General features: G+C 69.4%; 12 protein-coding genes. 9 read left to right on the top strand and 3 right to left on the bottom strand.

Features of this window, described 5'->3' with window-relative positions; all coding sequences use genetic code 11:
- Positions 1-158 precede the first annotated feature (158 nt).
- From FF041_RS34080 to FF041_RS34070, 3 genes are read left to right on the top strand one after another with little or no spacing between them, the layout of a single operon-like run.
- The gene (locus tag FF041_RS34080; protein ID WP_228388819.1) at positions 159-1,502 is read left to right on the top strand and encodes a hypothetical protein; all 1,344 of its coding nucleotides are present in this window, start codon (positions 159-161) and stop codon (positions 1,500-1,502) included.
- A gap of 52 nt (positions 1,503-1,554) precedes the next feature.
- The gene (locus tag FF041_RS34075) at positions 1,555-2,832 is read left to right on the top strand and encodes a NucA/NucB deoxyribonuclease domain-containing protein (protein WP_153526299.1); all 1,278 of its coding nucleotides are present in this window, start codon (positions 1,555-1,557) and stop codon (positions 2,830-2,832) included.
- Between the two features lie 16 nt (positions 2,833-2,848).
- Entirely contained in the window at positions 2,849-3,382 is a 534-nt protein-coding gene (locus FF041_RS34070; protein WP_153526298.1) for a hypothetical protein, read from the top strand.
- Between the two features lie 65 nt (positions 3,383-3,447).
- Here FF041_RS34070 and FF041_RS34065 read toward each other — a convergent pair whose 3' ends face one another.
- Entirely contained in the window at positions 3,448-3,936 is a 489-nt protein-coding gene (locus tag FF041_RS34065) for a hypothetical protein (RefSeq protein ID WP_153526297.1), read from the bottom strand.
- A gap of 120 nt (positions 3,937-4,056) precedes the next feature.
- On the opposite strand from FF041_RS34065, the gene FF041_RS34060 reads away from it, so the two are divergent.
- Positions 4,057-4,248 (top strand): hypothetical protein, encoded by a 192-nt coding sequence (locus FF041_RS34060; RefSeq protein WP_323393523.1) that lies wholly within the window; start codon positions 4,057-4,059, stop codon positions 4,246-4,248.
- Here FF041_RS34060 and FF041_RS34055 read toward each other — a convergent pair.
- A complete protein-coding gene (locus FF041_RS34055; RefSeq protein WP_323393521.1) occupies positions 4,238-5,575 on the bottom strand; it encodes an aminotransferase-like domain-containing protein in 1,338 nt (445 codons plus the stop codon). The two genes, FF041_RS34060 and FF041_RS34055, sit on opposite strands and share 11 nt — an antisense overlap.
- A 255-nt stretch (positions 5,576-5,830) precedes the next feature.
- On the opposite strand from FF041_RS34055, the gene FF041_RS34050 reads away from it, so the two are divergent.
- From FF041_RS34050 to FF041_RS34030, 5 genes are all read left to right on the top strand, one after another.
- Positions 5,831-6,478 (top strand): LysE family translocator, encoded by a 648-nt coding sequence (locus tag FF041_RS34050; RefSeq protein ID WP_153526295.1) that lies wholly within the window; start codon positions 5,831-5,833, stop codon positions 6,476-6,478.
- Between the two features lie 137 nt (positions 6,479-6,615).
- Positions 6,616-7,806 (top strand): isoaspartyl peptidase/L-asparaginase family protein, encoded by a 1,191-nt coding sequence (locus tag FF041_RS34045; protein ID WP_228388818.1) that lies wholly within the window; start codon positions 6,616-6,618, stop codon positions 7,804-7,806.
- A gap of 191 nt (positions 7,807-7,997) precedes the next feature.
- Positions 7,998-8,918 carry an alpha/beta hydrolase gene (locus FF041_RS34040; RefSeq protein WP_153526294.1) on the top strand — a complete coding sequence of 307 codons (921 nt, stop codon included), beginning with the start codon at positions 7,998-8,000 and terminating at the stop codon, positions 8,916-8,918.
- 78 nt (positions 8,919-8,996) lie between these two features.
- Complete coding sequence (locus tag FF041_RS34035; RefSeq protein WP_323393518.1) at positions 8,997-9,695, top strand: RNA polymerase sigma factor; 699 nt, start codon at positions 8,997-8,999, stop codon at positions 9,693-9,695.
- Complete coding sequence (locus FF041_RS34030; protein WP_153526293.1) at positions 9,692-10,705, top strand: CU044_5270 family protein; 1,014 nt, start codon at positions 9,692-9,694, stop codon at positions 10,703-10,705. The genes FF041_RS34035 and FF041_RS34030 overlap by 4 nt, the downstream gene beginning before the upstream one ends.
- Positions 10,706-10,865: 160 nt before the next feature.
- Here FF041_RS34030 and FF041_RS34025 read toward each other — a convergent pair whose 3' ends face one another.
- Entirely contained in the window at positions 10,866-12,767 is a 1,902-nt protein-coding gene (locus FF041_RS34025; RefSeq protein ID WP_153526377.1) for a protein-arginine deiminase domain-containing protein, read from the bottom strand.
- Between the last annotated feature and the right edge of the window lie 802 nt (positions 12,768-13,569).

The following is a 13,569-nucleotide window of genomic DNA, read 5'->3' as shown; positions in this document are numbered from 1 at the left end:
AAGTCGCCTGCGTGAACATGATAGGTGGCCTATTTTGATCATGTCCATGAGGAACTGCGGAGGGGTGTTCTCGGTCTAATGCCGCCCTTTCGAGGGAACGGCAGCCAGCTGTTTTCCCCTGTGCTTCATCTATTTCTTCGAGGAGTCGCGAGAATTCTATGAGTGTTTCGCAAAAGGTCCTGATGGGCCTCGCGGTCGCAACCGCAGCTGTCACGTTATCCCCGCTCGTCGCCAGCCAGCAGGCCCAGGCCGCTCCGCCGAAAGAGGCGTGCGGGCTGGTCTACGGCGGCAACATCGTCTCCTACGCCATGACCTGTAGCCAGCCCGGGCAGCCGATGATAGGCGGCTTCGCCACCTGGCGGAATGTACCGGTCACCTTCGATGCGGTGAACACGGCCGGCAAGACAGTGCAGGTCTCGAACTACCTGCGGCTCACGCCCAACACCGAGGCGTCTCCGTTTGAGAACAACATCGAGATCGGGTTGTACGCAGAGAAAACTGGTAGGACGACCCAGTCGTACGGCCCTCGATGGACCGAAATGGGGTCAACCGGCGGTAAGACGAAAGCCATCACGGCCGGAGTGAACCCGACCAAGCCGGACAGGCGCAATCATACCTACATGCTTCTCCGTAAGGACACCGGAGACCAGTGGGATGTGCTGTACGACTTCAACACCGTCGGCAGCACGAAAGAGCAACTCAAAGTCCCCCGGGGAATCCCAAACCGTATAGACATCGGTGTGGAAATGATGGGAGGCAGATACATAAAACTCCCCGAGATCGCCAACCGAATGCAGTTCATGGACGAGAACCGCACATGGCTGCGCGTTCTCACGAAGAACACGGCAAAGGTGGTGACCCTGCCTGCTTGTAGCGCAACCGTCAAGCCCCCCAATTGCTTCAAGACCAAGCTGACGGACAAAAAGTCCTTCGCTCAGTGGTCCGTCAGCAAGCCGCGCACCGCCACCACGGCCGCACCCACGGGCCAGGCACCCGCGGGGACCGGTACCGCGTGGGGGACGGGCGTGCGGGTGCCGGCCGTCTTGAACGGGGTCGACCAAGCCGCCCTGCAGTCTTGTCTGGGGCAGGACCCCGAGGCGTGTCTCTCCTCCGTCCCGGGCTTGGCGGAGTGCGTCCGCACCATCGGTGTCTGCAACGCGGCCGGTCTCACGCAGAGGCCGCAGCAGCAGGCCCGGCCCACGGCCGCATCCCCTGTTCCGGCCGAGCCGGCAGAATCGATCCGTCAGCGTGCGGCGACCGCCTTCGGCGTCTCCGAGGGACAGGTGGCCGTGACGTCCGGCCCTGCGGCACGGCAATTGTCCGCAGTGGACGGTGGAACGTGGGTGGCACGGTCGTCCGCCACGACCGCAGGGCTGGAGCGCCGTGGACTGCGCTTCGAGGGATTCCAGGCGACCTACGCGGCCTCAACCGGACAGCTCCTCGAAGCGTGCTGGGGCCGTCTGTGCGACGACACCACCTCGACGCCCCCCGCTTTCCAGTGAAGCCCTTCACCACCGAGCCGTGTCCGACCACTGCCTCACGGGGAATAACACCATGTACCGTCGCATAAAGGTCCTCCGACTGATACGCGCCGCCGCAGCGGCCTGCTCCCTCCTCCTCGTGGCCACGGGCGGTGCCGCCGCAGCCGCCCCCGAACATGGCAGCCGCGCAACCGAGTTCACCTTCACCGAGGCCGCGAACGTCCCCGCCGAGCAACTGCGGAAGCTCAGCGATCCCGTACCGCTCAGCGCCTACCGGCCCGCACACGCCCGGACAGTGCAGCCACCGGCGCCACCTGCCCGCCGGCAGTCGGCAGGCGCCTTGGACCTGCGTACCGAATGCGCGCAGCAGGAGGCAGCGGCCAAGACCGTCCAGGGATGGATCAAGAGCCGCTTCGAGAGCTGCCAGAAGAGGCCCTACGACCTCGTGATCCGAGACAAGAACGGCACGGAGACCATCGGCCGTCTCTGGTTCGACCAGTGGATACTCGGCTTCGCGTACGACGGGAGCCGCCGCGTCGACTACGTCTCCAGCATCGAGAACATCCACGTTCAGACGGTCGGCGACGAGGACGCCACGAAGTGGACCATCGGCCAGTCCTACCGCACCGCTGTCCACACCGACACCAGCGACCCGAACCCTCAGGTCACCGATCCCGCGACCATCAAGCGCGAAGAGCTCCTCGGGGTCTGGGACACCACACCGCACTGGTACCTCACTTACACCTCACCGGACAACGGCCCTCAGCACAGCACGGGCAATCAGCAGCGCGTCGCTGCGATGATCCACCTCGATCTCTTCGTGGACTCGCCGAACGCCACGTCCCACTCGGAGGTGGACGCCTACCGTTCGCGGATCCGTTTCGACTACGCCGGACCTGTCGCGGGCAAGCACAAGGGCACGGTCTTCTCCGACGCCAGGGTCAAGCTGGTCATGAGCCGGAAGGATCCCGCCGTCAACGAGAGTGCCCTGCACATCTACGACGCCATCAAGCGTCCCTCGCGCACCTTCCCCTCCTTCCTCGGCAAGCTCATCCCCGGCGAGAAGAAGCCCCTGCACAGGCTCGTCGACCCCGAGAAGCAGAGGAAGAACCGGGAAAAGTCGATCAAGATGTGCAACAGCATCTGGGGGGACTACTCGGGGACTCGCCTCGAATGTGACGAGTACCCGTTCGCCAGCACCCAGGAAGGGTCCACCAAGGGAGACAACAAGTACTCCGTGCGCCTGATCGAGGGAACCGACAACGGAGCAGGCGGAAACATGCTCAACTCGATGTTTACCCTCAACCGGGTACTCGACGGCGATCCCTTCTACGTCAAGATCACCTCCTAGTTCGACAAGGACCCGCATGGACCCGCTCACCGAGTACCACGTCGAGGCCCGGCCGGACCGCTGCATCGTGCAGGTTTATGACGCGGACGCATACCTCGGTGACACGGCGGCCATGCGGGCCGCCGAGGTACAGGTGGTAGCCGGAAACGGCTACCACCTGTACTTCAAGAGCCTCCAGCCCGATATCGAGGTCACCATCACCATCCGGGTCTGGGACCAGCCCCACCGGCCACCTGCACACGCCGAGGGCAGTGTCCCCGTCGACCTCGAATCCATCACCGGAACCCTCGTGGTCAACCAGCTCTCCCTCGGCCCCGCAGGAATGATGGAACTCCCCCGGCCCGGCGTCTACGCCGGGCACGCCTGGTGGATCAACCGCGAGTCCACCCTCAAGCGCTACGAGACCGCCCTGGTCCGCCTCACCGAGGAGGACAGCGCCGACGACGCCCTGCGCCAAGCGTTCGCCGATAGCGCGGGTCATGAGCAGTACGTCCTTGACCTGCACTTCGTACGAGAGTCGGAGGACGAGGACGAGGACGAGGAGGACTAGAAGGCTACGAGGGGTGCGGCGTTCCCGTGTTCGATCTCAATCGGTGAGCGGTCGCTGAAGGCCCTTCAGACCTCGATGCGTTCATCGGTGTCGGGATCGGCCTCGATCGTCCAGGCGCCGCCGCTGCGGAAGGTGAGTGCGGTGGCGAATGTGTCCTCCATGTACTGCATATAGGCGATCCGGCCGTCGTGGACTCGGGAGAGGACCGCGAAGGGGGAGGTGGCGGCCTTCCCCAGTCTCACCGATCGAAGGGTGAACGTGCCGAACACGGCCGCTCCCCTGTCGTCGCCGATCGCGGCGGCCAGCTGCCGCTGGAGGGCAGGGGGGACCATCGCGTCGGCGGTGGTGACGACGACGAGGGTCGGGACGGTGAGGGTGGCGATGTCCTCGCGTACATCGACGCGCCGGGCAAGGCCGACCTGCCGTGCGGCGGCCGGGGCGGCGGCCGAGCCGGCGGCCGTGCGGGACGCTCGCCCGTGCCGTCCGCGGGGACCGGCCAGAACCCGTTGATGTGCGGCATTTTCGCCACTGCCGGGACCGCGCGGGGCGGACATGGCTTTGCGGTGAGAACGCCGCACATCCGCCGTGAAATCCCAGGGAGTTGCGCGACATGCTGGCTCAGACAGTTCTTTTCGACGGCTTCGACCCGCTGGACGCGCTGGGAGCCCTATGAGGTGCTCTTCGCCGGGGGGAGGCTGTTCACCGAGGGCGAGCTGACCGTCGAGCTGGTGAGCGCCGAAGGCGCCCGGGAGGTGCCCAGCGGCACCCCGCCGCTGGCGCTGCGGGCCACCGGCAGGCTGTCCCCGGAGCGGGCGGATCTGATCGTGCTGCCAGGGGCGGCCCCCGGCTCCGGCGTCAGTCGATGACCAGGTCGTCCGGGGCGGTCCGGGCCAGCTCGGCGAGGGTGGCGAGGGCATCGGACAGGACGGCGGCCGGCGGGGAGGCCAGGCCCACCCGTACCGCGTTCGGGGCGCGGCCCTGGCCCACGGCGAACGCCGCCGCCGGGGTCACTCCGATGCCCCGGCGGGCCGCGGCGGCGACGAAGGTGTCGGCACGCCAGGGGCGCGGCAGCTCCCACCAGCAGTAATACGAGCGGTGGCCGCTCCGTACCGCGAAGTCGCCCAGCTGCCGCCGGACCATGTCCTGTCGTACGGCGGCCTCCCGCTGTTTGGCCCGGACGAGGGTGCGGACGGCGCCGTCCGTCTGCCAGCGGGCCGCCGCCTCCAGTGCGAAGCGCAGGGGGTTCAGACCGCCCGAGCGCAGTGCGGCGGCGATGCTTCCGAGCACGGCGGCGGGGGCCACCGCGAACCCGAGGGTCAGTCCGGGGGAGACCCGCTTGGACAGGCTGTCGACGAGCACCGTCCGTTCGGGGGCGAGCGCGGCGAACGGCGGCAGATCGTCCCGGAGAAAGGCCCAGATGGTGTCCTCGATCGCGAAGATCCCCGACCGGTCCAGCACATCGGCCAGCCGGCCCGCGCGGGACGCGGTCATGGTGATCGACAGCGGGTTGTGCAGGGTCGGCTGTACGTAGACGGCGTGCAGCGGGCCGTCCCGGTGGGCCTCCTCGACGGCTTCCGGAACGACTCCCTCTGAGTCCATGGCCAGCGGTACGAGAGTGACTCCGAGCCGGGCGGCGATGGATTTGAGCACGGGATAGGTCAGTTCCTCGGCCCCCAGCCGGCCGCCCGGCGGCACCAGCGCGCTGATGACGGCCGAGATCGTCTGTCGGCCGTTCCCCGCGAACAGCACCCGGGACGGGTCGGGCCGCCAGCCGCCGCGGACGAGCAGATCCGCCGCGGCCTCGCGGACGGCGGGGGTGCCGTCCGCTCCGGACGGCCGCATCGCGGACTCCAGCGTCTGGGGGCGCAGCAGCGCGCCGAGCCCGCCGGCGAGCAGCCCGGCCTGCTCGGGCGCCACCGGGTAGTTGAGCTCCAGGTCGACCCGGGTCCCGGTGGGTTCGGTGAGCGCGGGGGCGGACGGGCGGGGCGCGGCCCGTACGAAGGTGCCGCGCCCGACCTCGCCGACGGTCAGGCCGCGGCGTGCGAGCTCCCCGTAGACGCGGGTCGCGGTGGAGGCCGCGATGCCGTGTCGCCGGGCGAACTCCCGCTGCGGCGGAAGCCGGTCGCCCGGTCCGATGCGGCCCGCCGCGATCTCCGCGGCCACCGCGTCGGCGACGCGCTGATAGTCCTTCACGGTCCGTTCCTCCCACGCCTGTTCGGTGCTTCTGTCCTCACCAGGATATTGCACCGAGTGCAATATTGATATTGAGCTGAGTGCGATAGCTGCCTACACTCGGGATCACTTCCGGCGGAGAGCTGGGATTTCGCAGGTGAAGTACGGGTTCTGGGAGAAGTGACGAGCCTTTTTATTGCACTGAGTTGATTGATTCTCATGTCGGTGCAATCGGGAGGCGTCATCTGCCGAGAAGCAGTGGAGAGAGGCACAGTCATGGTCGAGATGAGCGCGGTCCTCGGTGTTCTGACGGTGGCCCTCGGGATGGTGCTCACCCCGGGGCCGAACATGATCTATCTCGTCTCCCGCAGCATCACCCAGGGGCGGCGTGCCGGAGTCGTCTCCCTCGGCGGTGTCGCCCTCGGCTTCCTGATCTATCTGCTGGCCACCAATCTGGGCCTGTCGGTCGTCTTCGCCGCCGTGCCTGGTCTCTACGTCGCGATCAAGCTGGCCGGCGCGGTCTATCTCGGCTATCTCGCCTGGTGCGCGCTGAGGCCCGGCGGTGTGTCCGTCTTCGCTCCCCAGGAGGTGCCGCACGACTCCCCGCGCAGGCTCTTCACGATGGGGCTGATGACCAGTCTGCTCAATCCGAAGATCGCTGTCATGTATCTCTCGCTCATCCCGCAGTTCGTCGATCTGGAGGCGGGGAACGTCCTGGCGCAGGGGCTGCTGCTCGGCTCCGTCCAGGTCGTGGTGGGCACCAGTGTCAATCTGGCGATCCTGCTGGCGGCGGGGACCGTAGCCGTCTTTCTCGCCCGCCGTCCCTCCTGGCTGAAGGTGCAGCGCTATCTGATGGGGGCGGTGCTCGGCGGGCTGGCCGTCTCGCTGGCCGTCGACACCTCGGTCCCGGCCGTGGCGAACTGACGGCCATGGCGAACTGACGGGCGTGGCGAACTGACGGGCGGGGCCCGGGGTGTGGGTCCGTACCGCCGGGCTCGCGCGGTCTAGATAGGGCATGGGCATGTCAGTAGAGTCATCGGTCCCCTACCGAGGAGCGTCCGATGCCCATGCGTACGCGTACGCGTTCACGCCGCGCGGCGGCCTGGCTGGCCCCCTCGGCACTGGCCGTCACCGCGGTCACCGCCGCTCTCGTCGTCGTACCGCGACTGACGGAGGCCGGGCCCGGCCCGGACCAGGGGCCCGCCCGGGCGCTGGACCCCGTCTTGGCCGAGCGAGCCGCAGGAAAGACCGAGGGCGTACGGAAGGGAAAGCCGCGGCCGGACGCCCGCGATGTGGTGCTCGCCGTCCATGGCGGCGCCGGGGCGGCGCTGGACCGGGAGACGACGACTCCGGAGCGGGAGAAGGCGTACCGGGACGGGCTCGCGGAGGCGCTGCGGGCCGGCGGGAAGGTGCTCGACTCCGGCGGGAGCAGCCTGGACGCGGTCGAGGCCGCCGTCCGGAGGCTGGAGGACAACCCCCTGTTCAACGCGGGCAAGGGAGCGGTGTTCAACGCCGACGCGCAGCACGAGCTGGACGCCTCGATCATGCGCGGCTCCGATCTGGCGGCGGGCGCGGTCGCCGGGGTGCGCAGTCTGCGCAATCCCATCGAGGGGGCGCGGCTGGTGATGGAGAAGTCGAAGCATGTGATGCTCTCGGGCGAAGGCGCCGATGACTTCGGCGCGCGGCACGGACTGCGGACCGTCACCCAGGACTACTACTGGACACAGGCCCGCTGGGACGCCCTGATGCGGGCCAAGGAGACCGAGGCCGGGAAGGGGAGGGCCGCGCGCTCGCCCGAGGCCCTCGCCGACGCGCAGTCCATGGGGACGGTGGGCGCGGTGGCGCGGGACCGCGACCGAGATCTGGCGGCGGCCACCTCCACCGGCGGTATGACCAATAAGCTCCCGGGCCGGGTGGGCGACTCGCCCGTGATCGGAGCGGGCACCTACGCCAAGAACGGCACGGTCGCCGTGAGCGCCACCGGGGCCGGTGAGGTGTTCATCCGGGGCGCGGCGGCCTCGACCGTCTCGAATCTGATCGAGTTCAAGGGGCTGGGTGTGGCCCCGGCCGCGTACGAGGTGGTCGTGAAACGGCTGCCCGGGCTCGGCGGGCAGGGCGGGGTGATCGCCCTTGGGCCGGGCGGGGACTTCGACGCGCCGCACAGCAGCCCCGGGATGCTGCACGGCTATCTGACCGGGGACGGCGAGCTGATCACCAAGATTTTTCCCGATGAGTCGCCCGCCGATTCCTGATTCCGCCGATCCGTGTTTCCCGGCGGCGGCTGCTTTCTGACGGCGCCTGATTCCCGGCGGCGTCTGCTTTCTGACGGCGCCTGATTCCCGGCCGCGCCGGGCGGCCGGGAAGCCCTGCCGATCCCGGAGCGGAACGCGCCGTCGTACGCCCCGGGTCCGGCCGCCCGTCACCGTACGCTGAGTGTCCGCGGATGCCCGGCCCTTTCGCCGGTTGTCGCCGAGGAGGAGCCCTGTCCCGTCCACTGCACTCACCAGGAGTCCGCCGGATCGCGCTGGACGCGGGCGGGCTGACGCTCTCCGCACTGCTCGCCGAGCCGCCCGGGGCCCCCGGTCCGCCCCGGGCGACGATCGTCGCCCTGCACGGCGGCGGCATGAACGCGAGCTACTTCGACGGGCAGGCGCACTCTTCGCTCTCCCTGCTCACCCTGGCCGCCGGTCTGGGCTATACGGTCCTGGCCGTGGACCGCCCCGGGTACGGCGACTCCGCCCAGAAGCTGCCCGACGGGCAGAAGCTCGTCGAGCAGGCCGAGGCGCTGCGGCTGGCCCTCCGGGACTTCGCCTCGGGCCATCCGCTCGGCGCGGGGGTGTTTCTGCTGGCGCACTCCTACGGCGGGAAGCTCGCCCTGACCGCCGCGGCGCGGGGGCTGCACGACGAGCTGATCGGGGTGGACGTCTCGGGGTGCGGTCATCGTTACGCGACCGCGCCGCCCACCCTGGACCCCGGCCTCAGCGGGTCGGGGAACCCCCGGCTGAACTGGGGCCCGCTCAGGCTGTATCCGCCGAACACCTTCACCCTGGCCGCCTCCGTGGTGGCCGGGATGCCCGCCTGGGAGGCGACGGAGGCGGCGCGCTGGGAGCAGGTCTTCCCCGAGGTGGCCGCCGGTGTGCGGGTGCCGGTCCGGCTGACCTTCGCCGAGCATGAAGCATGGTGGCGGCATGACGCCGAGGCGGTGAGCGAGCTGACCGGACTGCTCACCGCGCCACGGCTGCTGGTGGAGCATCAGCCGGCCGCCGGTCACAACATCAGTCTGGGATGGGCGGCCCGCTCCTACCATCTGCGGGCGCTCGGCTTTCTGGAGGAGTGTCTACAGCCCCGGCCGGTGAATCCGTAGCCGTCCGTGTGCACCCGAGCGGCCGTCATGTGAGGTGGATCACGGGAACTGCCGCGCGGCCCGCGGACAAACCCTCATGTGGACTATTCGATGCATGCCCGCATACGCGACGGAGACCCGGCCGCGTTCCGGGAGCTGTTCGCGGCCCATGCCCCGCTCGTCTACCGGCATGCGGTACGGACCACCGGTGACTGGGCGGCGGCCGAGGACGTCGTATCGCTGACCTTCCTGGAGGCGTGGCGGCTCCGCCGGAAGCTGCGGGACGAGGGGGACAGCCCCCGGCCCTGGCTGATGGGGATCGCCGTCAACGTGCTCCGCAACACCACCCGGGCCGGCCGCCGTCACCAGGCCGCACTGCGGCGGATCCCGGCCCGTGAGACCGTGCCCGACTTCGCCGACGAGCTCGTCGGACGGCTCAGCGACGCCGCCCAGCTCGCCGCCGCGCAGCGCGCGCTGAAGCGATTACGCCGTGGCGACCGGGAGGTCTTCACGCTCTGCGTCTGGTCCGGCCTCGGGTACGCGGAGGCCGCCGAGGCGCTCGGGGTGCCCGTGGGCACCGTGCGCTCCCGGCTCTCCCGCGCCCGTAAGCGGCTGCGCGCGCTCGCCGAGGAGGAACTGCGCGGCCCCGCCGCTGCCGGTCCTGCTGTCGGTCCTGCTGTGGAGCGGCGACCGGGGTGGAAAAAAGATGGCAATACGGTGGAACCCGCCCGGGGCCATGGACAAGTACAGGGTGGCCGCATGGACGCGGCCCGGTCGCACGAGGAGAACACCCGATGAACCGAACCCCCTGGCGAGGGACCCCGGAGCCGCTCGACCACGCGGAACTGGCCCGTCTGCTGCCCGCGCCCGGTGACCCGGATCTACCGGACGACCGCCGACGACTCCTTGAGGAGCAGCTGATGCGCGAGATCCAGCAGAACCCCGGAACAGCCGCCGACCCCCGTGTCCGCCCGGTGCGGCGGGCGCTGTACGCCGGTGTGCCGCTCACCGCCGCGGCCCTGGTGGGAGCCCTGCTGACCGGCGTTCTGAACGGAGACGACCCGGGCTCCGCCGTCGACCTCGGCAGCACGGAGAAGGTGGCCGCCGCCATCTCCCGGATCTCCACCGCCGCCGAGCAGCGGAAGGTCCCGGAGCCGCGCCCCGGTCAGTACATCTATATGAAGAGCACGGTGTCGCATCTGTCGAGCAGCTCTTCGGGCGGTGCCGAGGTGATGCCGCCGCGCAAGCGGGAGACCTGGCGCTCCCCCGACGGCACGAAGGGCCATCTCATCGAGCCGGGCGCGCCCGGCTCGGACGACCTGTCCCTGGACGACCCCAAGGCGCGGCCGAATGTGAGCTCCCCCAGCTACGACTACCTCAAGACGCTCCCGACCGACCCCGGCACCCTGCTGAAGAAGATCTACAAGGACACCAAGGGGCAGGGCAACAGCCCGGACGGGCAGGCCTTCACCACCATCGGCGATCTGCTGCGGGAGCAGATCGCCCCGGCCAAGCTGTCCGCCGCGCTCTACCGCGCCGCCGGGAAGATCCCCGGCGTCGTCGTGCTGGAGCACGCCAAGGACGCGGCGGGCCGCGACGGCATGGCCATCGCCCGGAACGACGAGCGGGAGGTCAGCCGTACCGAGTGGATCTTCGACCGGAAGAGCCATGCCTATCTCGGCGAGCGCACCGTACAGCTCAAGGACGCCTTCGGCGTCGAGGCCGGCACCGTCACCGGCAACAGCGCCGTCCTGGAGAGCGCCGTGGTGGACGCCAAGCACGAGCGCCCCGGCGACAAGAAGGGCTGAGCCCCTCGGGGCGGCGCTCCCCGCCTCCGCTTCCCCGGTCCGGGGGCGCTCATGACGGGACCTCCGCACCGGGCCGTACGGACGCGCACATGACGGGACCCCCGCACCGCACGGCGCGGGGGTCCCGGGTGGCTCGGCTCGCAGCCTGGCGGGAAGAGACTCAGCTCTTCCACCACGGCTGTGAGGTGTCACGGAGCGTGTTGGTGCCGCAGTGCACCTCGCCGCTGCCGATGTGGTACGAGTACCAGTCGTCGATGTACGCGGTGGTGAAGCCCGCCGTCGCGTACGCCGCGCTCACCGCCTCGCCGAAGACGTCCTTGCCGTCGATGACGGGCCCCCACTGCTTGGCGGCCAGATAGCGGGAGTCGCTCAGCACCACGCCGTTGACCGCGCCCGGGATGTACGCGCCGGTCTGCTGGATGGGCCGCTTGCCCTGCTTCCCCGCTTCAAGCCTGGCTTCCTTCCCGGCCGTGAACGGGCTCTTCGCGCCGTTCCGCCCGAGCGTGTCGAGCACATTCCCGCCGAGCTTGCTCAGCTTGGCCGGGCCGGTCAGCCCCTGGGAGCCCAGATCGCCACGGCTGTACAGCCCCGGCACCCGTATGACCTCGGCGTCCGTGATGCCCGTCTCGGCCTTCAGGATGTCCAGATTGGCCTTGATGCGCTTCGCCGCCAGCTTGTTGTCGGCCAGGAACTTCTTGCTGGCCAGCGCCTGGTCGATGGTCTCCTTCGGCGCGGGCATGAACTTGTCCGGCACGGAGAACATCCGCTTCTTCCCGTGCCCGTCCGCCTTGGCCTCACGGAGCAGTTCGAGCCCCGCCTCCGGGTCGGCGAGGCCGATCCGCCAGCCGCGCTCGGTGTCGGCGGGCAGGAACTGCACGAACTCGTCCACATGGCCCACCCCCAGCCAGGCCGTGTCCAGCAGCAGCGGCGACTGCATGCCCTGCGAGGAGAGAAACGTCCGCATCTCCTTCGCCGGCTTGTGCTTGAAGTCGGGCTGCTCGCCCATGATGATCCGGCCGGCCGGATACTCCTCGCCCTTGTGGGAGTAGGGCGGAATGGTCTCCAGGTTGCCCATGGAGTTGAGGGTCGCGGACTCGTCCTGCTTGCCCTTGCCGACCTGCACCACACCGACGTTCTTGCCGCGCAGCTTCTCGAAGAGCTCACGTCCCGCCGGGCGGTCCTGGGCCGAGCGGATCATCACCCGCATGGCGTGCGTCTTGCCGCCGGGTCCCGTCATGCTCACATAGCCGGGCTCGACGAAGTCCTGCGCCCACGGGTCCTGGTAACCGGTGAACTTCTTCACGGGCTTGGTGATGCCCGCGGCCTTCACCTCGCGCTCCAGGTTCTTGACGAACTTGTTCTGTTCCTCGGCGTACCCGTCCAGCTCGTCGAACGGCTTCATCTTGGTCACCAGGACTTCCTGGGCCTTCTGCCGGTGGTGATGGGTGAGGACCGGCGCGGTCTTCAGCCGTACGTCGTCCGTGGTCGTGCCGCCGCTGCCGTCGGCGACGCTGAAGCGGACCCGGACCGTACCGTCCCACTTACCGGCGTCCCGCACCACGTCGGTGGCCTCGATGCCCAGCTCCACCCCGGAGCGCAGCTCGGCCGCGGTGAGCTTGTCGGACGGCTTCAGATGCTTCCAGACCCCGGCGCGCTGGATGAAGAGCCGCGCCTTGTCCTTGTCCTTGCCCACGACCGCGACCGTGCCGGTGGCCCGGTCGGAGACCTCGGGCGCGGGGACGGTCTTCAGCCGCGCCAGGTCGGCCGCGTCGCTCGCCCCGTTGAGCACGGTGTCCGCCGCGTCATGGCACTTGGCGAGCTGGGCGTCGGACAGGCGCTTGCCGGCGGCGTCCCGTACGGGGCAGCGCTTGGTGTCGTCGTCGATGTTCGGCAGCAGCACCGCGCCCCGCAGCCGGGTCCAGGCGTTCTCGCCGGCGGTGTCGGAGTCGCCCGTGACATCGACGCTGCCGTCGCGGTCGACGTCCGCCCGCAGATCGGCCTTCGGCGCGACCGGCGCGGCGATCGCCTGCATTCCCGCCGTACCGATCAGCACACTGGCCATACCCGTGGCCACGGCGGCACTTCTCCAGCCCTGGATACGCAAGGGGCACTCCTCGTTCGCTCGCTTCCGGTCTGTCATGGGGAAGGAGCGCAGGGAGGGGCGGGAGGGTTGATCGGGTTCAGTGAGTCATCTGAAGATTGTCTGAATCTCTCAGCGATTGTCTTGATTTCGCTAAAGCGGCTGATATCGCCGAGGCCCTCAGGGGCGTCGATATCGGGTGAAGCCGCCCATGAGGTGGCATGGCACGGCATAGCGGACGGGTTTTCGCACCCCGGAGTGGGCCGTACGGGTGGTGTTCATCAGAAGAACTGCGTAGCGGCTGCGTCGGTCCTTCGCAACTCGAGATGCGTACACATCATGAGAAAGGTATATAGATCGCCCAACCCGAAAGCGAGGGGTCATGGCTGCCGCCAAGGTCGTCACGATCACCAGTCTCTGGACCGCCTTCATCACCGCTCTCGCCGCGCTGTTCACCTCGATGGGGCTGCCGCGCGCCGCCGCTGCCGCCCTGCGGATCGCCCCGGGGACGCCGGAGCGCCCGACCGCCCTGGCTTCATCCGCATCCGCATCCCTGCCGTCCCCCGAGTCCCCTGCGTGCTCGGGAGGCTCCGGCTCCCAGGAGGGAGGGGGAAGGAGGGAAGTCCCGGCGGGACTCCCGGGACAGCGGACTCTGGGACCCTGCTCCGGCCCCGGCGACCGCGGGTCCGGCCGGAGAGCCGATCGCGGAACCGGACACCGGTCCGCGCACCGGTCCGCACAACGGGTCGCAGCCCGGTCCGCACAACGGGTCGGCCGCGGCGGC

This window comes from Streptomyces jumonjinensis, from assembly GCF_009600885.1.
GTDB classification, from domain to species: Bacteria; Actinomycetota; Actinomycetes; order Streptomycetales; family Streptomycetaceae; genus Streptomyces; species Streptomyces jumonjinensis.
The sequence above is the reverse complement of the archived record's forward strand: the minus strand, read 5'-3'. Positions and strand labels throughout refer to the sequence as shown.

Excerpts from the sequence above, each read along its gene's own strand:
- FF041_RS34025 (WP_153526377.1), bottom strand. The coding sequence starts at position 12,767 with ATGGCCAGTGTGCTGATCGGTACGGCGGGAATGCAGGCGATCGCCGCG.
- FF041_RS34075 (WP_153526299.1), top strand. The coding sequence starts at position 1,555 with ATGTACCGTCGCATAAAGGTCCTCCGACTGATACGCGCCGCCGCAGCG.
- FF041_RS34040 (WP_153526294.1), top strand. The coding sequence starts at position 7,998 with ATGCCCGGCCCTTTCGCCGGTTGTCGCCGAGGAGGAGCCCTGTCCCGT.
- FF041_RS34050 (WP_153526295.1), top strand. The coding sequence starts at position 5,831 with ATGGTCGAGATGAGCGCGGTCCTCGGTGTTCTGACGGTGGCCCTCGGG.
- FF041_RS34080 (WP_228388819.1), top strand. The coding sequence starts at position 159 with ATGAGTGTTTCGCAAAAGGTCCTGATGGGCCTCGCGGTCGCAACCGCA.
- FF041_RS34070 (WP_153526298.1), top strand. The coding sequence starts at position 2,849 with ATGGACCCGCTCACCGAGTACCACGTCGAGGCCCGGCCGGACCGCTGC.
- FF041_RS34045 (WP_228388818.1), top strand. The coding sequence starts at position 6,616 with ATGCCCATGCGTACGCGTACGCGTTCACGCCGCGCGGCGGCCTGGCTG.
- FF041_RS34065 (WP_153526297.1), bottom strand. The coding sequence starts at position 3,936 with ATGTCCGCCCCGCGCGGTCCCGGCAGTGGCGAAAATGCCGCACATCAA.
- FF041_RS34030 (WP_153526293.1), top strand. The coding sequence starts at position 9,692 with ATGAACCGAACCCCCTGGCGAGGGACCCCGGAGCCGCTCGACCACGCG.